We start from the raw sequence: 21,662 nt of genomic DNA, 5'->3' as shown, positions 1-21,662 counted from the left end.
TCAAAGTGGGACTTCTCAATGGCTATCCGACCGGCTCCGATAACGAATCCGACAGCGTCGACGCGATCGGCCTGACGCTCGACGAGGCCGTCGAGCGGGTGTGCTGGACCGTCCGGTGGAGTTCGTTCGCCGTGATGTGGTCGGCCTGCCGAACGGCAGCTACAAGACGGTCGAGCGGGCCTTCGACGAACTCGTCGACGAAGGTTGTCCAGTGATCTTCGGGCCGTACGTATCCGACAACGTGGTGCCCCTGCGCGAGCATGTCGACAAGGCACAACGGGAAAGATGGCCTGCGCCACGTGATCGAGCGCTCCGATTTGTCGCTGGCGGCCGTCCTGGGCGAAACAACGTGTCGTCGACCGCGATCAGCAGCGGGGCGCCGGTCGGGGTGAGCCGGCCGACCACCAGGCCGAGCATCGCCAGCCCGACCTGGTCGAGGTTCCAGCGCGCAGAAGCGAAGAACCGGTGCGCGCGAGCGTGATGTCCTCCCGATCGGGCGGCAGTGAACATACCACACACCGTCCGCCGCGCCGGGGCGGCGATCACCCCGACCGTCAGCGCGACGAAGGTGGAGAAGGTGGGGGCGGTGAAACATGGCCGGAACGCATCCAGCAAGGGCTGCAACGACTTCGGCGCCGGCGGCACGGATCGGATCGACACAAACCCGCGATCATCGCGGCCCCGACACCGCCGTGATCACCCCGACACGCCGACATGGCCGCCGGCGTGTCCCACACACGTCAGCCGCCTTCATCGCAACGCCCAATCCATCCTGACTATTGTCAACTGTAGTGCTCGGTAATAGCCGATTACACAGTGTTCGGCGAGGCTTCGGGGTGTCGGATTTCGCCGAAGGTTTGGCGGTATGCACCCGGGGTGGTGCCCAGATGCGCCCGGAAGTGCCGGCGCAGGTTGACTGCCGAGGAGAGTCCGACTCGGGCGGCGATGGCTTCCACGGGCAGGTTGGTCTGTTCCAAGAGGATTCGTGCGGTTTCGATGCGCTGGGCGAGCAGCCACTGTCCCGGGCTGGTGCCGAGTTGCTCGGTGAAACGCCGGGCGAGGGTGCGCCTCGACAGACCCGCGCGGGCTGCCAGCTGGGCGATGGTGAGAGGGCTGTCGAGCTGTGAGGTGGCCCATTCCAGCAGTGGCGCAAGCGATTCGTCGGCCGCGGCTGGGGCGGGTTGGGTGGCGTATTGGAGTTGGCTGCCGTCGCGGTGTGGCGGTAGGACCATGTTGCGGGCGATCTGGGCGGCGTGGGCCGCGCCGTGGTCGCGGCGGACCAGGTGCAGGCAGAGGTCGATGCCGGCGCCGGTGCCGGCGCTGGTTGCCACGTCACCGTGGTCGACGTAGAGCACGTCCGACTCGACCTGCACGGCGGGGAAGGCGGCTGCGAGTAGGGCGGTGTGGCGCCAGTGGGTGGTGGCGCGGCGGTCGTCGAGCAGTCCGGCCTGGGCGAGTACGAATGCCCCCGTGCAGATGGCGGCGATCCGCGCGCCGCGCTCGTGGGCAGCGCGTATTGCCTCGAGGACGGCCGGCGATACCGGTGCGCCGGGCGGTTGCCAGCCCGGGATGATAACGGTATCTGCCTCCTGCACAGCCTCCAGGCCTGCGTCTGCGAACATCGCGTAGCCGGCGGTGGTCTGCACCGAGCCTGGGTGTTCGGTGCAGACGCGAAAGTCGTAGTGGGCCGCTACATCAGGCCGCACCGTGCCGAAAACCTCTGCAGCGCAGGCGAGTTCGAACAGGGACTGGGGCGGGGTGAGCAGGGCCACTACCTGATGACGAGGCATGGCACGAATCTACCCAAGGATGTCTTTGCGGACTCTCGGCCGGTCGTCGGCCAGCGGTCAGAGTGGTTGTATGAGTGAAACCACAGCAACGAGCGTGTACAGGACCGCGGTCGAGGTCGACGGCCATGCAGCCAGCTATCTGACTGCGGGGCAGGACGGCCCGCCGGTGTTGTTGCTGCACGGGACGTATTGGAGCCGGGTGTGGCTGCCGGTGCTGGGCGGCCTCGCGGAGGCCGGTCTGCGGCCCATCGCGGTCGATTTTCCTGGATTGGGGTGCTCGGGAGGTGAGCTCACCCTCGATACGGCCACGGTCCCGGCCCTCGCGGACTGGGTGGTGCGATTCGTCTCCGCGCTACGGCTCTCTGCGCCGATTGCCATGGCAGGCCACGATATCGGCGGCGCCGTCGCTCAGCACCTCCTCACTCGCGACCCGGTGGCCGGGTCCCGCTTGGCGCTGGTCAACTCGGTCCTCTGCGACTCCTGGCCGGCACCGCACGTCGGCCAGTACCGGGACCCGGTCGTCGCCGCGGCCACTACCGGTGAAGAACTACTCGCCGTCCGCCGACAGGCCACGGCAGGGGCGCTGGCCGGTGCCGCCACCGAGGGGCTGATCGCCGAGTACGTGGAGCCGTGGACCGACCCGCGGGTCCGACGCTCCTGGCTGGCCATGGCGGCCGCGGCCGACCACCGCTACACCCTCGATCTCGTTCCCGCGCTACGGCAGTCGACAACGCCCAAGTTGTTGATCTGGGGCGAGGACGATCGGTACGAAAAGGTCGAGTACGCCGAGAAATTCACCACCGAGATGCCACACACCACCCTCGTCCGCATCCCCGATGCCGACCACATCCCCACCGAGAACGCCTCCGACCAGATCGCCCGCACCCTGACCGACTTCTTCACCCAACCCGACCAGGGCTGACCCGAGTATCCGGTATTGCCGCTCATCGGGTGGTTTCGACTGGTCGTAATGCGGCAGCAGGCTTATCGTGGCCGGATGCTGGACCTGAGCAGCCTCGACCTGGAGGAGATCGCTGCCGCTTTGGCGGATCAGACCGACTACGAGCGCCGATGGCTGATCAACCCGCAGTCCGGTGAGATCGTGCTGTGGACGACCGACGGCGGCGTCGATGGACGCACGCCCGTCGACCTCGACGAGGTGGACCTCGTTGCCATCGATGCGCTCCCGTCCTACCTCTGGTATCAGGACATGGCCGATTTCGCCGAGGCAATCAGCGACGAGACCGCCGGCCACCGACTGGCCCAAGCCATTCGGGGCAAAGGCGCCTTCCGCCGCTTCAAAAACGAACTGCACGAGGACTATTCGCACCTACTGCCTGCGTGGTACGCCTTCCGTGACAGGCGAGCAGCGCGCCGGGCGGTGGAATGGTTGGTCGACAACTCGCTGATCGAGGACGACGCGGGCCGGCGTTTCCTCAGCGAGCATCCCGATCCCGACCTCCCCTGATGGGGCGGCGGGACCAGGCGCCCGCCCGGAACGATCGCTGCACGCATTCGCCCACTTGCGGAACAGTCAAGCAGGCGTTCACCTTCGATCTGTGATCGAATGAATGTTCGATGCGGATCGCGAAAGTCGAGTGGAAACCGATACCGCGGGCTGTTTCGCCGACGTCTGCGATCTGCTGACGTCCGGAAAGGACGTTATCGCCACCGGGAGCCGTTTCATCCATCTGGGTTCGCTCGTCGCTCGCCACTGCCATCGAGAATGCCTGTCGCACAGGTATCCACGTTCCTGGGACTGGGCCTGTTTCCCGGCTTCGTTGGCGCCGGTGCTGTCGCGGCCGGCCCGGCGTTGTGGTCGTATCGATGTACGGGAAGTGCTGAACTACTCGACCTACGCCAGTGCCGATCTCATCTTCACGGCCACGGTTTCGGGTGCACACCCGAGGACACCGCCCCGCTATCGACCAATACCGACTACGCTGCCGGAGCGTGGCTCGGCACCGCGACGTTACTGGCCCACTCGCTCGGCCTTCGGATCCAGCAGGTGCGCGGATACCGGCATGTGGCCACCACTCCGAGGACTCTCGAGGTAGCCGTCGATCGAATTCCCGCGGGTATGGTCGGCGCAATACGGTTCGGTGTGCTCGTTGACTGCGGCGAGACCACGCTGGCCGTCGAACATCTCACTCGCATGGCGGACGATCTGGTGCCCGACTGGCCGACGCAGGAGGGCTACGGGGTCACCTTCCAGGGCGAGCCGAACATGACGTTGCATCTCGCCCTCGGCGCCCCGGCGAGGATCATGCCGAGCAGGGGTGTCTGGCGACGGCCATGCATGCCATCAACGCCATACCTACCGTTGTGGCCGCCACACCGGGCTCCTACGACCTGTCCGCCATCGGCCCGTTCGCCCTCGCCCAGCCGGAACTCGCTGTCGACCAGGTTCGCTGAACATTTCGACGGCTTCCGTGTCGGCGAAGCTATTGGTTTCACTATCAGAGAACAGGCATTTACACTATTGTAAATATATATTCTCAACAGCATCCCGGGGTGCCGCGTGGGCGATCCGTCCACGTCGATCCGGGTGCAGGTTGGTACCGGTCGTGGACAGCGAGGATGCCGCGCCCGGTGATCTGAAAGGACTCCGCATGCACGATGTACTCGGATATATGGGCAAGTCGGTCGTAGTGACCGGCGCCGCCTCGGGAATGGGGCAGGCTACCGCGCAGGTGCTGTCCGAACTCGGTGCCACCGTCATCGCCTTGGATGTCAAACCGGTGTCGGTACCGGTAGCGCGGGCGTTCGAGATCGACCTGCGGGACAAGACATCCATCGAGGATGTGGTCGCGGCCATCGACGGTCCGGTCGACGGGTTGTTCAGCTGTGCGGGACTCCCCGGTCCGCCGTTCAGCGAATGGGACACCATGATGGTCAACTTCGTCGGCGCCCGCCACCTGGCCGAACGCCTCGTCCCGAAGATGACCCGCGGATCCGCGATCAGCGCGATCTCCTCCTCGGCCGCGATCGGCTGGCAGGAACATATTCCGGTTCTCAAGGAGCTGCTGGCCACAGACGGATTCGACGCCGCGGTGCAGTGGCTGCGAGACAATGAGTCCCGATGGTCGTGGAGTGGCTATGCCTACTCCAAGTACGCCATCGATGCGTGGGTCGGCTGGTGGTATCCGGATCTCGCTCGACAGAATATCCGGATCAATTGCATCAACCCCGGGCCGACCGATACCGCGATGATGCCGGCCTTCCATGATCTGATCGGAAAGGATGTGGTGGATTCGGCGATGGGACCGGTCGGGCGCTACTCCACCGCTGTCGAGCAGGCGTGGCCGTTGGTGTGCCTCGGAAGTCCGCGGATGAGTTACGTCGGGGGATCGGTGTTGTGGACCGATGGGGGATGGTTCGGAGCGATGACGATGGAGCGGCATTCGGCGCAGTGGGCGACCGAGACCGAGGAGGCCGCCAAGACGCGGTGACGTCGAAACATCTTGTGAGACTACGAAGTTGAACACGGGGCCCGGACAGCCGCTACCGCCGCCGTCCGGAGCCCGGTCGCGGGGCGACGAGGCGCGCCGCTGCCGAGCCGGAGAACGGGGGCGCGGCGGTGCCCGGCTGGTCCGCTCGATCAGACGAAATCGGACCCGCCGTCGACATTCACGGTCGCGCCGGTGACATATCCGTTCCGGCGAGAAGCCAGGTAGGTGGTGATCGACGCGATCTCCTCGGGAAGCCCTGCGCGTCCGATCGCACTGGGGTGACCGAACGTTCGGTCGACCCAGGTCATCACGTCTTCCGGATCCGACGCATCGAGGTTGTCCTGGGCGAGTGTGTCCTTCAGGTTCTCGGTGAAGCTGGCGGTCACGATCGTGCCAGGGCATACGCAATTCACCAAGATGCCCTCGGGGCCAAGGCTTTTGGATAGGTTCTTGGTCACGCTCGACAGTGCCGACTTGCTCGCTGTGTAGGCCACCAGATGGGGGCTCTGGCGTTGGATCGAGTGCGCCGACAACGTGACGACGCGTGCCCACCGCGCCGCACGAAGCATCGGCAGCGCTGCCCTGATCGACCGAACCGCCGACAGCGTGCCCAGATCGAAGGCGTTGTGCCAATCTTGGTCGTCGAGGTCGTCGAACGCGCCCGCGGCCGGTCCGATCGTGTGCACAAGCGTATTCAACTCTGGCCAGCGTTCGTGAACTGTGCCGAACGCCCGCGCGATCGATTCGGCATCGGACATATCGGCCGGGATAGCCAGAATTTCGGGGGAGGGGGTCGCGCGCAACTGTACTGCCGCGGCATCGAGTGCGTCCTGGCCGCGAGCCATGATCGCCACCCGGGCACCCTCTGCGGCCAGGCATTGGGCGATGGCTAATCCCATTCCCTTACTGCCGCCGGTGACAACGGCCGTGGCGCCGGTCAATCCGAGATCCATCGGTATTCAGCCCTTCAACAGTTTGGGTGCGAGGTGGACGACTTCGGGGACGACGCTCGGGGCGTTACGGGCAGCGTCGACCAGGGCTACCAGGGTGTCGGCGACATCACCGACAGCGGACATGCGTTCGGGAATCTGGTCGTGCTGTGCCCAACTCCGATAGAACTCGGCGAGGAGTTCACGATCGGCGCCGCGCAGGATTTCGGTATCTTCGGTCGGACCGACGCTGACCCGGATGATCGACAGTTCGGGGTGCTCACCTCGCCACGAACGCAGGATCTCGTTCAGTGCCGCCTTACTCGCGCTGTACGCCGCGACGCCGGTGCGGGGGTGCCCCACGTCGTGGGCGGACGTGATAAGGATCGCCGCATTTTCCGACAGATGCGGCAGTGCAGCCCGAATGATGTGGGAGGCCCCGAAGGCGTTGACCATCGCGGCGTGCATCCAGGTCGCTGCATCGGTCTCCTCGATGTGGGCGAATGGAACCACCACGCTGGTGAAGACCACCGCGTCCAGGCCCCCGAGTACGGTGACAGCGGCATCGACAACCGATTGGGCCGCTGTTGGATCGGACACGTCGAGTTCGTGTGCGGAGGCATCGAGTGTTCGGGCCAACGCGGTCAGCAGGTCCATTCGCCGGGCAGCCAGTGCGAGACGTGCACCGCGCGCATGCGCGGCCATCGCGACCGCCTTCCCGATGCCGGACGAGGCACCCACGATCAATGCCCGTGCACCGTTCATGCCGTCTCGCTGGTCGGTCATCAGTTTCTCCTTGTCGTGGCAGGCCCCGGGACGGCCTGGCGTGCAGGCGGTTCGGCTCTGAGTACCTTCAGCGGCCGCGGAAGCGTGGCTCGGCGCGTCGGCCGAAAGCGGCGAGCCCCGCATGCATGTCCTCGGTGTGTGACACGAGCTCCTGGGCCCACGCCTCTTGCTGGAACGCGCGGTCGCGGCTCGATTCGGAGGCAACGGCCAGCAACTTCTTCGTCAGCGCCAGTGTGATCGTCGGTCCGGCGGCGAGCCGACCGGCGAGTTCGTCGGAAACCTTCGTCACCTCCGCGGCCGGTACGGCGCGGTTGACGATTCCGAACTGTTCGCACTGGCCGGCCGTCAGCTTGTCGCCGAGCATCAGCATTTCCGCGGCTCGGCGTAAGCCGACGATCCGCGTCAGCAGGTAGGCCGCGCCGGCGTCGGGAAGGATTCCTCGACGGATGAAGGTCTGCACCAGGGTCGCCGAGTCGGCCATCACCACGAAGTCCGCCGCCAGGACCAGGCTCGCCCCAGCCCCCGCGGCGGTCCCTTGCACCGCCACGACCACCGGCTTGTCGCAGTCCAAGATGGCGGCGGTCAGGCGCTGCCAGCCGTGCTGCAGGATGCGCGCAACGTCTCCGACCGGATGTTCGGTGTCCGGGCCGGCAGCGGTCGCGTCGAGTGCCGCACCGGCACAGAAGTGCCGATCTCCCGTCGAGCGCAACAACACTGCTCGGACCGTTGCGGTCGAGGAGGCGCGCTGGAAGATATCGGTGAGTTCGTCACGGGCCTGTGGTGTCAGCGAGTTGGCGGCCTTCGGGCGGTCGATCGTCACGGTGAGGACTCCCCGCGCATCGGTGCTCACCTCGACTCCGGATGGTGCTGGGCACATGCGATCTCCTCGGAACGACAACTATTCCGCCAGTGACGGAGCCGACGGGTGAAACTGCTCGCGCAGAACATTTTTCAGGACCTTTCCCGCCGTATTCCGCGGAAGGGCATCGATCACCTCGAGTCGTTCGGGGTGCTTGTGTCTACTCAGTCTGTGTGCCCGGCAGTGGTCGACGAGGGATCGCAAGGTGATATCGCGGTCTGGTTCGGGAACGATTACCGCGCAAACCTTTTCGCCGGTGCGATCGTCCGGGACACCGATCACAGCGACATCGGACACGGCAGGGTGTGTGATGAGCACTGCCTCGACTTCGAGTGCGGAGATATTTTCCGCGTTGCGAATGATCGCGTCCTTGATTCTGCCGGTCACTCGTACATTGCCGTCGGCATCGATCAGACCGTAATCGCCGGTGCGGAACCAACCCTGCACGTCGAAGGCCTCGGCATCGAGCGAGGCATCGACATAGCCGAGAAAGCATTGTGGTCCACGGAGTCTCAGCTCGCCTTCCTGTCCCACGGCGGCTTGGTTCCCGTACTCGTCGACCACTCGCACGCGCACGCCCGGCACCGGAGGGCCGACCGTGTAATCGAGCACCTCGGGCGCCGCGTCGGGCTTCGGCGAGGTGGCCACGGGGAATTCCGTCAGCCCCCAGGCATTCGCGATGCCCGGGACGTGCAACTGTTCACGCACCTGACGCGCGAGCTCCGGCGTGATGGGTGCGCCGCCGGCGACGCAGGCACGCAGCGCGGGAAATAGCGGCTTATCGCCATGTGCTCGGGCGGTCGCCATGAAGGCAACGAAAAATGGTGTCGCGGAGCCGAGCAGAGTGGGATGAACCGCCGCTATTGCCGAGGGCGTATTCGCCGGATCGAATGAGGAGAACAGGGCAAGGCGCATGCCGGTCAGCAATGCGGCAGCCAGCATCGCGGCGCCGCCTATATGAGATATGGGGAAGGCCAGGGGGTTGACGTCCTCGCTCGTCGCGCCGACCATGCCGACAACGCCGGCCGATCCGGCGATGACCGATCGATCCGAATGTCGTGCCCCCTTCGGTGCGGCGGTTGTGCCCGATGAGTAATAGATCCACCGCGTGTCCGCACTCGGCGTCGGAGGGGCCGGAAGTCTTCCCGGATCCCCTGCCGGAAGCCGCAGTCCGCTTGCGGCAGGGGTAGTTTCGTGATCGACGATGATCGCGGCGAGACCGCGTTTCGCGGCGAGCGAACGGGCCAGATCGCCATGGGGGAAGCCTCGCCAAGTCTCGGGAACGAGGAGGAACTCGGCGGAGATCTGCGCGGTGATGAAGCCGAGTTCGCTCTCGCGCAACAGCGGGATGATCGGATTCTGGACTGCGCCCAGCCGGGCCAGGGCGGTCATGATCACCATGGTCTCGAGGGTGGTGGGCAGCTGCCATGAGACGACGGTCCCGGATGCGATCCCGTGGCCGGCGAGCCAGGCAGCTGTCGAGCATGCGGCATCGCGCAGCTGTCGACTCGTCAGTCGGCGGCCGTATTCATCGAGGAGTACCACCCGATCCGGATAGTTTTCCGCCGCCGAGGCAACCAGTTCCCAGTATGTTGTGGGATTCGGAGCCTCGTGCATGGAGTTGGCCCAAGCCATGTCGATATGCTGTGTCATCGGGCTCCAGCTCTCCTGTTGACGCGACGAACCGATCCACAACCACCGTTACCGTTCTCGACGGCGACGGTTATCGGCCGAGAAACCGGCATATCACGAATCCGGTAAGCCAAGCCGGCGTTTGGCGAGAACATTGCGCATCATCTCCGTACTGCCGCCCGATATGGTGTAGGCCCGTGACCACAGCCAGCACTCGCGCAGTCGCTGTTTCGCCTGTTCGATCTCGTCGGTGCTGCCGAATTCGCGAGGTACGGCCGAGCTTGCGAGCGCCGCGCCGAAGGACGCGATCGCGTGGTAGGTCTCCGCGAAGCTGATCTTCGCCACGGCTGCGTCACCGGTGGCGTCCGCACCGTCGAGCATCCGTTCGACATGGTCGTCGATGAATGCCTTCGCTACCTCCGCCTCGACCGCCAATTCGGCGATACGGTGGCGGATATCGTCGATGTGGATGAGGGGACGGCCGTCTATCTCCAGATGACGAGCCAGCAGCAGCAGGTCATCGATGAGTAGTTCGAGCAGCACGACGTTGCCGCCGATACCGAAACGTTCGAACTCCAGTCCGGTCATGATGATCGACCAGCCCTGTCCCGGCCGGCCGACGAGTGATTCCGGCGGCAGGGCGACCTCGTCGAAAACCACCTCGTTGATCTCGAAGGTACCGGCGGCCGTCCGGATCGGCCGTACCTCCATACCCGGTGCCGTCATCGGTACCAGGAAGACGGACAGGCCGTGATGGCGTGCCTGCGACGGGTCGGTTCTCACCAGCGCCAGGCCCATATCGGCCCAGTGTCCGTCGGTGATCCAGATCTTGTGCCCGTTCAAAGTCCATCCGCCCTGCGAATTCGGCGCTGCCCTGGATCGCACCGCGGCGATATCGCTGCCGGCATCGGATTCGCTCAGCAGCTGGCACCAGATATGTTCGCTGCGTCGGATCGGTGGTAGATAGATTTGCTTTTGTGCCGCCGTGCCGAAGTGCAGGAGCACATGTGCGGCGAGGTTCACCTGGTCGACCGGACGTGGCGCCCGAGCGCGCAGGATCTCCTCACTGACGATGCGGTCGTGCAGCGGATGGTGATCGGCGCGCCCGCCGTATTCGACGGGCCAGTCGCCACCACTGAGGCCCTCGGCGAACAGTGCCGCGAACCAGGACCGCAGCAGTGCCTCCTGCTGCGGATTCTCGGGGGCGCGGTGCCCTTCTCTGGCCGTCACGGGAGGGGCGTTGTCGCTGATGAACTCCCGCACCCGCACCCGGAACATGGCCAGCTCCCGCTCGGACGGGCGGACCGCTGCGGGGCTCACCATCCCGACACCTCGGCGAGGTGAGCGCGACTGTCGCGGGCCGTGCCCATCAACCAGGCGTCCGCCGAGACGCGACGCAGCTCGTGGTGGAGGGGGTAATCCCAGGTGAAACCGATACCTCCGGAAAGCTGCATGCACTCGTCGATCAGCCATACCGCCTTGGAGACCACGAAGGCGTGGGCCGTGGCGGCGAGAGCTGTCGCGTCGGCGCCCTCGGCCAGTGCCCGGGCCGCCTTCGCCACCACCGCACGGCTTTTCACGACGATGACGAGAAGGTCCACCAGTCGATGGCGCACGGCCTGAAAGCTGGCGATCGGAGCACCGAACGCTATGCGGGACGACAGATAGGTCACCAGTCGTTCCAGTGCGCCGGCCATGGCGCCGATCGCATCCGCGCAGACGAGTAGTTGCCCCATCGCACACATCAGCGTCGAGCGAGCGGAATCGCCGATATCGGTGCCGGTGGCCGCCGAGATGTCGACTCGCCATATCGACCGAGTGGAATCGAGCGAGTCGGGGTCGGGCCGACGCGGTTGACCCGCGAGCTGTTCGATCAACCGCAGTCCCGTCGGCGCGGCGACGATCAGCAGGTCGGCCTCGTCGGCGGCCACAATCCGCACCGAACGGCCGGCCATCACGAAACCACCGACGGCCTCCCCGCTCAACAGCGACGGCAGCCACCGTTCGCGGATCTCGGCCGGGGCGCCGGATACCGCGGCGGCCGCGAGCACGGTACCCAGCCATGGTGAACCGTCACACGCACGACCCAATTCTTCTGCGACGACGCAACTTTCGAGCGGGCGCCAGCCGGCGCCGGAAAGTTCTTCGTCGACCAGCAGACCGATCCAGTCCAATGCCGCCAGACCGCTGAGGGAGCCGGATGCCCCGCGTTTGGCGAGATATTCACGCGCTGTCTGCCGGAGCAGATCCATATCGGAATTGCCGCTGCTCACTGTGGCACCGTCTCTTCTACGGCGTGACCGGACCGGATGGTCCGGTCAGTTGCGGTCGAACAGGTCATCTGCATTACCACGAATGATCTGCCGGACGGTCCCGTCATCGAGCGGCGCGAGCAGGTCGGCGAAGTCGGCCGGTTCGGCGACGCCCTCGGCATGAGGGAAGTCCGAGCCCATCACCAGACAATCCGCATCGCCCAAACCGGAGACGAGGGCCGGGATGTCGTCTTCCGGGTAAGGGGCCACGCGTACATGCCGCCGGAAGATCTCCGAAGGCCGTTCGGTCAGCCGGCCCCCGATCCACGGACCGTTCCGGCCCATGCCACGGCTCTTGTCCATATGCCTGAGAAATGGCGGTATCCATTCGGCACCGTGCTCGGCGACCAGCACCTTCAAGGCCGGGAATCTTCCGAAGAGATTATCGAAGATCAGCGCCGACAACGTGTCCTCGACGGGACGTTGGCCGTAGACGTTCATCCACTGCCAGGCCGACATATGCCATGCGGCAGGGTCGGAGCTGTGCCCCCAGTCGGGTGAGATGGCATCGAAATACCAGAACGGCTGGATGTGGAATACCAGGATGCAGCCGGCTTCTGCCAGGCGTGCGTATACCGGATCGAAATACGGGTCGCCGGGCGACCTGCCGTACGCCGGTCCGGTCGGCAACAGCACGAGTTTGGCGCCCTGTTCGATGATGGCCTCGGTCTCGGCTATCGCGGAATCGAGATCGCGAAGCGACAATAGCGCTGTCGCGTACAGAGTTTCCTTATAATTGAATCCCCAGACCTCATCGAACCACCGATTGAAGGAACGAATATTTGCGTAGAGCGCCTCGGTGTCGTCGACGTAATGTTCGGCGGACAGTGCCATACCCGCAGGAAATATCACGGCTCGATCGACGGATTGACGTTCCATTAATTCGAGACGGGGAGTTCGTTCGATATATTCCGGGCGCATGGGCTGCGGCTCGTAGGATTCGTCGGGATTTCCCGAGCCCATCTGCTTGAGCATCTCCTTCAGCGAACCCGGTCGATAGGCCAGATCGAATCCCAGCCCAGACTCGCTGTTGAATGTCGCGATCCGGTGCCCGGCCATGATGGCTTCCGCGCCGTCGGCGGTCCGCACCGGCGTGATGGCACGATCGAGAAATTTTTTCGGCAGGTAGCGGGTGAAGGCGTCACGCGTCTCGTAACAATGCGTGTCGCAATCGAATATGCCGTAGTCGAGCGTCGTCATGAACTTACGCAACTCCTCTGTCGTGACGGGAATCTCGTGCGGTCGGGTGGGTCAGTCGGCGGCGACCATGACTGCGATGGTGTCGACGACACATACCGGGCGATCGCCGCCGTCGGCCGTCACCGTCACCCGCACGGTTGCGCGCCCGCGCCCCTCGGTTATGTCGATAGCGGTGAGTTCGGCGCCGGCCCGGATACGTGAACCGACTCGGACCGGTGCCGGGAACCGCAGTTTGTCGGAGCCGTAGTTCACCGCCATCGACAGACCCGACACCCGGTAGATCTGCTGAACCAGAATCGGAACCAGAGACAGTACGAGGTAGCCGTGTGCGATGGTGCCACCGTACGGGCCGTCGGCGGCTCGAACGGGGTCGGTGTGAATCCATTGATGGTCGCCGGTCGCTGCCGCGAATGCATCTACCTGCTCCTGGCCCAAGGTATGCCAGCCGCTGTAGCCGAGATGTTTACCCAGCATGGATGCGAAATCCGACAGGCTCTCGTACTCGACAGCTGGTGCCGCGCCGATCATTTGGCCTCCGCGCAATAGAGATATTCACCTGGGCGCCGGCCGAACATAAAGAGGCCGCTCTCGGCGAATGCCTTCGCTAGGCATAGCCGACGCTGTTCGATGAATATTCGATATCAGTTTGCCGCTTCCACTCGGGAATGCCGAGTCATTGGTTTGCCAGGGGTTCGTCCATGAGACTCTTCCCCAATCTGGCACCCAGATTAGCCGACGGCAGAGGGGCTGTCAACACTGATGTTGACAGCCACGCGGACATCGTCGCCAAATGAGGTTGGCGCGTTCCGTAGTCCGCTGCCTGCCTCGTTGTGGCCGTGGGGGTGGTCCCGATGGTCGTCAACTCGCGCGTTGACAGGACATGTGACCTGGGTTACAGTTGCCGCAGCGGTCTAATTTTCGCAATTTGCTGGAGGTCGTATCAGGAACCTGGCGGCGAGTGTGTGAAAGCCGGAGAGCAATGCCAACTTCACTGAGTACGACCTAGCGTGGACTTCTGTCGAGGGTCCGTCGCTCGGCCTTGAAGTCATACGCGAGTGAGTGATTTTAACGTGTCCACGACATTCGAACCAAGCGGCCGAGGGCCATCAGGAATTCAATTATTCTTGGCCGGACTCTGTTTTATAGTCGTCATAATTCTCGTTGCCGCAGTGATGATCGCCCAGTCACGGGGGACCTTCCGCCGGACCGTAGCGATCACGGCCTTGATGCAGGATGTCGGCGACGGACTGCCGCCGAAATCCGACGTCAAGTTCCAGGGCGTTCGGGTAGGCACGGTGACCAAAGTCGCGCCCGCGGCCCAGAGCGATATGACTGACGTTTCGATCGAACTCGACGAACCCGCTGTGCACGATATCCCGGAGACGGTGACAGCACGCGTGGTCCCGAGCAACGTCTTCGCCGTCCCATCGGTCCAGCTGCTGTACAAGGGCGAAGCGCCGGCGCTGACCGGCGGGGCCCGGATAGCGCAAGATCGCAGCCTGGCGACCGTGCGGCTGCAGACCTCGCTCGATCAGCTCCGCCGGATCATGGCGGCGGTCGGCCGCGACGGCGCGGACAAGACTGTCGGGATGCTGGCCGTCCTGGCCGAAGCGACCAGCGGTCAGGGCGCCGGCATACACAACGCGGGGCTGCAGCTGCGGGATATCGTCGACCAACTCGACCGGGCCGTATCCGTCACCGCGGCGTCGTCCATGATCGACTCGCTGGCACGTGCCCTCGACGATCTGGAGTTCGCTGCGCCCGAATTGCTCGACGCTCTGCACCATGCGGTGCTGCCGTTGCTGGCTGTCGCGCAGGAGAAGGAAAATCTTTCCGCATTGCTCACCGGCGGGCTACACACGTCCGCGACGATCGGCAGCGCGCTCGACAACAACACCGACCGCATCATCCAGATCACCGGCCACGCCTCGCCGATGGTGGCGGCTCTGGGCGACGGCGCCAGTCATTTTCCGCAGATCACCACCTCGATCACACAACTCACCACCGTGTTCACGACCAAGGTCTGGGACCGCAACAAGCAACGGCTGACCGGCGACGTCATCGTGCAGTTGACGCCCAATCGTCAGTACACGCGAGCAGATTGCCCGAGATACGGCGATCTGCGCGGCCCCAGCTGTACGACGGGCCCGGTGAATTCCGTGCCACCGGTCGCGGCAGGTCTTCGGCCCGGAGATTTCCAGGTGCCGCCCGGTTTGGCGAGCACCGCCATCGGGCCTGTCGGCAGCCTGCACGAGCAGCAGCAGATCGCCTCGATCCTCGGCGGAGGACCCAACGCCGCCTCGGATATTCTGCTCGGCCCCGTGATCCGCGGGACCAGCGTATCGATAACCGATACCCCGAATGGGGGCGGAAAATGACCTACCGCAAATCATTACTCGTGCTGGCGGTATTCCTCGTCGTGACAGTATTTCTGACCTGGTCGGTTTTTACGACCCTCGAGCGTCGGATCAACGGGCCGACGAACAGCTACTCTGCCCTTTTCACCGACGTGTCCGGACTGAATGTAGGCGACGATGTCCGCATGGCTGGCGTACGCGTAGGCCGTGTCGCTTCGATAAAACTCGACCGGACGCTCGCGAAAGTAGTCTTCGACGTACAGAGCAACCAGGTCCTGCGCGCCGACACCACTGTATCGGTGACATACCAGAATCTGATCGGGCAACGCTACCTCGGTTTGGCATCGGACAAGAAAAGCGGCACTACGCCGTTGCGGCCGGGTGCGGTGATCGCGGTCGACCATACCGAGCCTTCCTTCGATATTTCCCGTCTGCTGAACGGTTTCGAGCCGTTGTTCAGCACGCTCGACCGTAATGCGATAGACAATATATCGGATGCGCTGATCAAGGCTCTGCAGGGAAATAACGGGGCGATCACCGTACTGGTTGCGGACGTGGCGCAGCTCGCGCGGTCGTTCGCGGGCCCGGACGAGATCCTCGGCCAGGTCATTACCAACCTGGACAGCGTCGTCGGCGCTCTTGCGAACCAGAGCGCCAACCTGACGACGGTGATAGCGCAGACGCGCTCGATAATGACCGGTCTGGAGAGTAATCGCAAAGACTTATTCGATTCGATGGATCGGATCTCCGATGTGGTCGGGAAGGCGTCCACGGTTCTTTCCGGCGTCGAGCCCGAACTGAACGGCATGCTGGGTCGGAAGCCGGGGTTCACCCAGCATTTCGTGGACAATAAGTACAAGTTCGAATATTTCAGCTTCAACCTGCCGCTCCTGCTGAAAGGGCTCGCCCGCATGGCACAGAGCGGAAGTTATGTCGATGCGTACGTCTGCGACGTACGACTGTCGCTGGTTCCCGGTATGGCGCCGTTGATCCCGGAAATCGTCGATGCCGCGACCCCCGGCGGCAACGCCGAGCACTCCCCGAGATGTAGGTGAGAAGGCAGTGGTGCGTTCGAACGTATTTCCGAAAGGCATGACCGCGGCATCGTCGCAGCTGAGACATGCGACATTTCGCAGTATGCAGCGTGACCGGAACGCGTGGCTGGGCTCAGCGGCTGTGGCGGTGCTCGTCGTGGCGGTGACGATCGTTCTTGTCGTCTCTTCGCTGAACGTCGGACAACGCAGCGTGGAAGCCGACTTCGCTCAGGCGGCCCAGCTCGAGGCGGGGGACCGGGTGACCGTAGCGGGCGTATCCGCAGGGCATGTCGTCGGTATACGCCTCGCGGGCAACCATGTGGTCGTCACGATGAGCCTCGCCGACGACATCGAACTGGGCGCGGATACGAGCGCGTCGATCAAGCTGACGACACTACTCGGCTCGCGCTACGTCGACCTGGTTCCGGCGGGATCGGGTTCTTTGCCAGGCGGCAGGGTTCCGTTGGCGCACACCAGCGTTCCGTACGATCTGCAGTCCGCACTGGCCGGCGCCACCACGACCTTCGACCAGGTCGATGCCGATAAGGTAGGCGACGCGCTGACGAAGCTGTCCAGCCAGCTCGGCGGGTTACCGCAGCTGATAACCCCCGTGATGCAGAATATTCGCACGCTGTCCGTGGTTATCGCGAACCGGCGTGGGCAGATCGGCTCGTTACTCACCACGACGAGCCGGTTGACGACGGTGATCAGGGATCAGCAAGCGAATCTCGGTGTCCTGTTCACCCAGGGAAGGGATCTGCTGCAGGAAATTCAGGCCCGGCGGCATTCGATCGAGCTGATGATCAGTGCCACCAGTGCCGTGGTCCGGGAATTGAAGCCGATAGCGGTGGACGACCGCTCGCAGGTGCAAGGCTTGCTCGACAACCTGAATGCCATGCTCGGCATGCTGAGCAGGCACGATGACCTGCTGCGAAATGTACTGCAGATACTTCCGGTGCCCTGGCGAACGTGGGCGAATCTGACGGGTAGCGGTCCCGAACTCGACGCGAACGTGCCGGCCGGAGCATTCGTGGACTCGTTCATGTGCGCGCTGAGCGCACGGTCGGCGCAGGCCGATCTCCCGCCCTATTTCAAGGACTGCAAATGAGGCGAGTACCCCGTTCAGCGAAACTCTTCGCCATCGTCGTCTTTCTGTTCGGCCTGGTAGGTTGTTCCGGAGTACCTCTTGTGCGGTTGGACGACAATGAAATCAATATCACCGCGCAGTTCGACAGTGTGGCGGGTCTGTATGCCGGAAATTCGGTTTCGGTACTCGGCATGCGTCTCGGAAAAGTAACCAGTATCGTTCAGAAGGGCGACGAGGTAGATGTCGGAATGAGCCTCGACAAGACCGTCGCGATTCCAGCCGACGCGATGGCGGTGATTGTATCCGATTCTGTGCTTACCGATCGTCATATCGAGCTCACCCCGGCTTACAATGGTGGTTCGGCACTGGCAAACGGAGCTGTGATAGGACTGAATCACACACGGACTCCGGTGGAATTCGACAGCGTACTGGCAATGGTGGACAGGCTGTCGAAATCGCTCGGTGGCGATGGCGCCGGGCATGGCCCGATAGCGAATATGGTGAATATCGGCGCAGCAATCACCAACCATAACGGTGACGATATCAAGAGCTCTTTGGACCAGCTCGCGAAGGCGCTGCAGATGAACGACGGCCAACGCGCGCTCACCCGCGATGCGCTCACCAAGGTGATTGACAATCTGGATACAATGGCGACGGCTGCTGCACAGAACGACCGCACGATACGTGATTTCGCGACAGGTGTCCGGCAGCTCAGCGATCTGCTCGCAGACCAGAATTTCGGAACCGGCAATACCGGAGCCATGCTAGAGCAAATTCTGGCGCAAGCCACCGACATATTGCAGAAAAATCGCGGGAATCTGGGGTCAACGGTGTCTCAGTCGAATGTAGTGGCCAAAACGCTGTCGGATTACAACCGCAGTATCGCGGAATTCCTGGACGTGTTTCCACTGGCTACCGACAACGCTTACGCAGTGGTCGACCAAAATGTCGGCGCGGTCCGGGTGCACGCCGATCTGGACAAGATTGTCCTGGATGGGCAGATGGTGAAGGAAGTATGCAATCTGCTTCATATGAAACAGCTGGGCTGCGATACCGGGCGTCTTTCGGATATGGGGCCGGACTTCGGAATCGTATCCATGCTGGCGGGGATTGCGGGTCTGCCCAAATGATCCAGCGCAAAGCGATGATGACGATACTGGTCACTGTCTCGTGCTTGGGTGTGGCGGGATGCTCGGCGGGTGTAGAAAGCGTGCCGTTGCCCGCTCCTTCGGTCGGTTCCCATTTCTATACCCTCACCGCGAGTTTCGCCAATGCGCTGAACCTTCCTGCGAAAGCCAAGGTGCAGGAGAGCGGTGACGTGGTCGGTGAGGTCGCTTCGATGACGGCTCGTGACTATACGGCGGTAGTGGCCATGCACATCGAGTCCACTGTGTCGTTGCCGGTTGGTACGACCGCGGAACTTCGGTCGGCGACCCCGCTTGGAGACGTATTCGTGGCGTTGTCGCCGCCGGCGAGCCCATTACCCGGGGGAGGGGTGCTGCACGACGGCGACTCGATCCCACTCGCGTCGACCTCGGCCTCGGCGACCATCGAGGACGTCCTGTCCAGGGCGGCGCTGCTGGTCGACGGCGGCGCGATTCGTGATCTCACCCAGGTGCTCAACGGCCTGGGAAAGCAACTGGCCGGAAAGGGCGACAACCTCGCGACATTGATCGCCAATACGACCACACTGGTCGAGAAGTTGTCGGCGCGATCTCAGCAAATTCATGATGTCGACGAAAAAGCCGGTGCGTTGACGGCGACACTGGCCGCACAACAGTCGACGTTGACCGACATCATCGCCGCTGCCGGTCCCGCGCTTACCGTCGTGAGCAGCGATACTCGGAACATCACCGATCTCATCGCCGAGGTGAACGAGATCGCGCGGCAACTCGAGAAGTTTCCCTCCGTCAACGGAACCTCTCGGCGAAGCCTGCTTGCCGATGTAGACCACCTCGCCGCGGGGATGAGCGCGGCCAGCGCCAACCCGAACGCGAATCTGGATTCGCTCAACGACACGCTCTCGATCCTCACCAAACTGTCGGCCTCGACAGGAGGGGATGTCGATGTCGACGTACGGCAGATCGCCGCAGGCGCGATACCGGATCTCAACTTTCCAGGCAACCCGGCAGCCAAGGTGCCGGACCCGACCGATTGGGTGAACTTCGTCGGGTCGCTCGAATATTCGTTGAACCGGCTCCACGACCGAGTGATCGGACCGAGACGATGAGGGGCGCGTCCAGCCGCCCGCGGGCCACCACCGGTGTGCTGGAACATGTCCTCGGATTAGTGGTCACGGTGGTTACCCGGCTCTTCCGGCATCGGATCGCGGTGTCGTGGGCAGCGCTCTTTCTCACTCTGATACTGGGTGCCTCATATCTGGTATTCGGAGCGCTGGAGATCAATCCCTTGGTATCGCAATACCGGGTTCAGGTCCATCTGGCGCAGTCGGGCGGTCTTCTGGCCGGTCGCGATGTCACTGTCCGCGGCCAGCGGGTAGGACGGGTTGTCTCTGTCGAGCTCACCGCCGGCGGCGGCGTTGTCGCGGTGGCGGCGATCGATGGGGGCACCAGGATTTCCGAGCGATCCAGTGTTTACGTTGCCGCGTTGTCGGCCGCAGGCGAACAGTATCTCGATTTCTCGCCGACCAGCACGCGCGGCCCCTACCTGCGCGACGGCTCGGTAATCGGAACAACCCAGACATCGACCCCGGTCACGCTCGCGCAACTGCTCGACGATCTCAACGGCACGATCGTCCAGGTGGACCCGGCGAAAATCGAAAGCATAGTCCACGAACTCGGTGCCGGTTCCGCGGCGCCGGAGAAGCTGGCATCTATTATCGACGGCGGTGTTTTCCTGATCACAACCCTGGGATCGGTGCTGCCGCAAACGGTAAGCCTGTTGCACAACAGCGAGATTGTTCTCGATACCGTTCATGATCTGGGCCCGGGGCTCCGGGCGACCGCTGGCGAACTCGACCGTACCCTCGCCGGGGTTGAGGCGCGGACCGGCGGTTTCAAGAGACTCGTCGATATCACTCCGTCGACACTGACCGCGATGGACCAGATCATCGCGGACAACTCGCCGACCATGGTTCAACTACTCGGAAATCTCGTCACTGTGACACAAATGGCCTACCTGCACGCGCCTGCTATGCGCGAGCTGTTCTTCCCGAAACAACGTCAGGGTTCGGCGGCGGATGCAGTCAGGTCGGTATTCCACGACGGCGGGGTATGGGCGTTGGCCAGTATCTATCCCCGGAAGGAATGCGACTACAACTTGCCGAATCCTCCCATCACCGAACCCAGCTTCCCGGAACCGTTTCTGTACGCCGACTGTGACGACCAGGATCCGGCACTTCTGCCCCGAGGGGCGCGGAACGCCCCCAGGCCGCCGGGAGACGACACCGCGCATCGGCCGCACGGTGTCGACCCGCGCGCGACGGCCGATCCGACGCCACACGACCGATTGTCGATTCCGATGCCGTTCGGCGGCGCTCCGGCGCCCTCCTATGTGCCGCCGAAGTGAACCAGAGAGATTATGCCGAAGAGGAGATGTCATGAATGACTCGAGCAATGGGACGGGCAAAGCGGGCGTACAGGTAATCGAGAGCCCGGAAGACACCGAGAACATCAGCGTTGCCGATCAGGAATCCCCATCGGTGGAAGTGCGGTCCGAAACGGAGGATTCTGTTTCGGATACTGCGGAAGGCGATCACACGCACTGGCGGAGTCGGCGGCGCTGGGCCTGGGGGTTGCTGGGTCTTGTAGTCGTCGCCGCACTGATCACCGCATCGACCTTCGCGGTTGTCTTCGGTAATAAGTTGAACGATCGCGACAGTATCGACACGGCAGCGCAGCAAGCGACTGCCACGGCGTCGGCCTACGCGGTCACACTCACCAGCATCGATTCCCAGCATCTCGATCAGAACTTCACCGAGGTACTCGCGGGTGCAACCGGGAAATTCAAGGATATGTACTCCGATTCGAGCGAGCAATTGAAGTCCATGCTCGTACAGAGCCATGCGTCGAGTCAGGGGAAAGTCGTTGACTCCAGCACAAAATCTGCCACGAAGACTCGTGTAGTAGTGCTGTTGTTCGTCGATCAGACGGTGACGAACTCCACGAGCCCGGATCCACGGGTCGATCGCAGTCGGATCGTCATGACCATGGACAAGATCGGTGGCCGTTGGCTGGCCAGTGAGGTCGAGATGGTATGAGCAGA

General features: G+C 63.5%; 20 protein-coding genes and 2 pseudogenes. 11 read left to right on the top strand and 11 right to left on the bottom strand.

Going from position 1 to position 21,662, the window contains the following annotated elements; genetic code table 11:
• Positions 1–280, top strand: a pseudogene (locus tag NV1_RS45090) (ABC transporter substrate-binding protein); the annotation flags it as partial.
• Between the two features lie 71 nt (positions 281–351).
• Here NV1_RS45090 and NV1_RS46770 read toward each other — a convergent pair.
• Positions 352–645 (bottom strand): annotated as a pseudogene (locus NV1_RS46770) (transposase); the annotation flags it as partial.
• 164 nt (positions 646–809) lie between these two features.
• Positions 810–1,790, bottom strand: coding sequence for a GlxA family transcriptional regulator (locus tag NV1_RS11815; protein ID WP_067889475.1), 981 nt, complete (start codon positions 1,788–1,790; stop codon positions 810–812).
• Positions 1,791–1,860: 70 nt separating this feature from the next.
• Between NV1_RS11815 and NV1_RS11810 the strand changes: the two genes are divergently transcribed.
• Together NV1_RS11810 and NV1_RS11805 are read left to right on the top strand one after the other, a co-directional pair.
• The gene (locus NV1_RS11810) at positions 1,861–2,712 is read left to right on the top strand and encodes an alpha/beta fold hydrolase (RefSeq protein WP_084525303.1); all 852 of its coding nucleotides are present in this window, start codon (positions 1,861–1,863) and stop codon (positions 2,710–2,712) included.
• A 75-nt stretch (positions 2,713–2,787) separates the two neighbouring features.
• On the top strand, positions 2,788–3,258 hold the full coding sequence (locus NV1_RS11805; RefSeq protein ID WP_067889511.1) for a UPF0158 family protein: 471 nt from the start codon (positions 2,788–2,790) through the stop codon (positions 3,256–3,258).
• 504 nt (positions 3,259–3,762) lie between these two features.
• Here NV1_RS11805 and NV1_RS45630 read toward each other — a convergent pair.
• The gene (locus tag NV1_RS45630; RefSeq protein ID WP_245713670.1) at positions 3,763–4,029 is read right to left on the bottom strand and encodes a hypothetical protein; all 267 of its coding nucleotides are present in this window, start codon (positions 4,027–4,029) and stop codon (positions 3,763–3,765) included.
• Positions 4,030–4,402: 373 nt separating this feature from the next.
• Here NV1_RS45630 and NV1_RS11795 point away from each other — a divergent pair, with 373 nt between their 5' ends.
• The gene (locus NV1_RS11795) at positions 4,403–5,242 is read left to right on the top strand and encodes an SDR family oxidoreductase (RefSeq protein WP_067889508.1); all 840 of its coding nucleotides are present in this window, start codon (positions 4,403–4,405) and stop codon (positions 5,240–5,242) included.
• Positions 5,243–5,391: 149 nt separating this feature from the next.
• Here NV1_RS11795 and NV1_RS11790 read toward each other — a convergent pair whose 3' ends face one another.
• From NV1_RS11790 to NV1_RS11755, 8 genes are all read right to left on the bottom strand, one after another.
• Entirely contained in the window at positions 5,392–6,195 is an 804-nt protein-coding gene (locus tag NV1_RS11790) for an SDR family NAD(P)-dependent oxidoreductase (protein ID WP_067889465.1), read from the bottom strand.
• Positions 6,196–6,201: 6 nt separating this feature from the next.
• Positions 6,202–6,957: an SDR family oxidoreductase gene (locus tag NV1_RS11785; protein ID WP_067889505.1), complete on the bottom strand. Its 756-nt coding sequence runs from the start codon at positions 6,955–6,957 to the stop codon at positions 6,202–6,204.
• A gap of 67 nt (positions 6,958–7,024) precedes the next feature.
• The gene (locus tag NV1_RS11780; protein WP_067889462.1) at positions 7,025–7,834 is read right to left on the bottom strand and encodes an enoyl-CoA hydratase/isomerase family protein; all 810 of its coding nucleotides are present in this window, start codon (positions 7,832–7,834) and stop codon (positions 7,025–7,027) included.
• Positions 7,835–7,855: 21 nt separating this feature from the next.
• The gene (locus tag NV1_RS11775) at positions 7,856–9,433 is read right to left on the bottom strand and encodes a class I adenylate-forming enzyme family protein (protein ID WP_067889502.1); all 1,578 of its coding nucleotides are present in this window, start codon (positions 9,431–9,433) and stop codon (positions 7,856–7,858) included.
• Positions 9,434–9,562: 129 nt separating this feature from the next.
• Positions 9,563–10,768 (bottom strand): acyl-CoA dehydrogenase family protein, encoded by a 1,206-nt coding sequence (locus NV1_RS11770; RefSeq protein ID WP_373864604.1) that lies wholly within the window; start codon positions 10,766–10,768, stop codon positions 9,563–9,565.
• Positions 10,765–11,721: an acyl-CoA dehydrogenase family protein gene (locus NV1_RS11765; protein WP_067889455.1), complete on the bottom strand. Its 957-nt coding sequence runs from the start codon at positions 11,719–11,721 to the stop codon at positions 10,765–10,767. The genes NV1_RS11770 and NV1_RS11765 overlap by 4 nt, the downstream gene beginning before the upstream one ends.
• 45 nt (positions 11,722–11,766) lie before the next feature.
• Positions 11,767–12,960 (bottom strand): amidohydrolase family protein, encoded by a 1,194-nt coding sequence (locus NV1_RS11760; protein WP_067889452.1) that lies wholly within the window; start codon positions 12,958–12,960, stop codon positions 11,767–11,769.
• Between the two features lie 51 nt (positions 12,961–13,011).
• Positions 13,012–13,488: a MaoC family dehydratase gene (locus tag NV1_RS11755; RefSeq protein WP_067889449.1), complete on the bottom strand. Its 477-nt coding sequence runs from the start codon at positions 13,486–13,488 to the stop codon at positions 13,012–13,014.
• A 527-nt stretch (positions 13,489–14,015) separates the two neighbouring features.
• Here NV1_RS11755 and NV1_RS11750 point away from each other — a divergent pair.
• The 7 genes from NV1_RS11750 (at position 14,016) to NV1_RS11720 (ending at position 21,657) form a co-directional block, all read left to right on the top strand.
• The gene (locus tag NV1_RS11750; protein ID WP_307628785.1) at positions 14,016–15,338 is read left to right on the top strand and encodes an MlaD family protein; all 1,323 of its coding nucleotides are present in this window, start codon (positions 14,016–14,018) and stop codon (positions 15,336–15,338) included.
• Positions 15,335–16,372, top strand: coding sequence for an MCE family protein (locus tag NV1_RS11745; RefSeq protein ID WP_067889443.1), 1,038 nt, complete (start codon positions 15,335–15,337; stop codon positions 16,370–16,372). Before NV1_RS11750 ends, NV1_RS11745 begins: the two co-directional genes overlap by 4 nt.
• Positions 16,373–16,454: 82 nt before the next feature.
• Positions 16,455–17,459 (top strand): MCE family protein, encoded by a 1,005-nt coding sequence (locus NV1_RS11740; protein WP_084525310.1) that lies wholly within the window; start codon positions 16,455–16,457, stop codon positions 17,457–17,459.
• On the top strand, positions 17,456–18,568 hold the full coding sequence (locus NV1_RS11735; RefSeq protein ID WP_067889437.1) for an MCE family protein: 1,113 nt from the start codon (positions 17,456–17,458) through the stop codon (positions 18,566–18,568). Before NV1_RS11740 ends, NV1_RS11735 begins: the two co-directional genes overlap by 4 nt.
• 80 nt (positions 18,569–18,648) lie before the next feature.
• Complete coding sequence (locus tag NV1_RS11730; protein ID WP_245713668.1) at positions 18,649–19,668, top strand: MlaD family protein; 1,020 nt, start codon at positions 18,649–18,651, stop codon at positions 19,666–19,668.
• The gene (locus NV1_RS11725) at positions 19,665–20,966 is read left to right on the top strand and encodes an MlaD family protein (RefSeq protein WP_084525301.1); all 1,302 of its coding nucleotides are present in this window, start codon (positions 19,665–19,667) and stop codon (positions 20,964–20,966) included. The genes NV1_RS11730 and NV1_RS11725 overlap by 4 nt, the downstream gene beginning before the upstream one ends.
• Before the next feature lie 31 nt (positions 20,967–20,997).
• Positions 20,998–21,657 (top strand): Rv1363c family protein, encoded by a 660-nt coding sequence (locus NV1_RS11720; protein WP_067889431.1) that lies wholly within the window; start codon positions 20,998–21,000, stop codon positions 21,655–21,657.
• The last annotated feature ends 5 nt before the right edge of the window (positions 21,658–21,662 follow it).

The organism is Nocardia vaccinii NBRC 15922 (assembly GCF_001613305.1).
Taxonomy (GTDB): domain Bacteria; phylum Actinomycetota; class Actinomycetes; order Mycobacteriales; family Mycobacteriaceae; genus Nocardia; species Nocardia vaccinii.
This window is presented reverse-complemented; position numbering and strand designations above follow the sequence as displayed.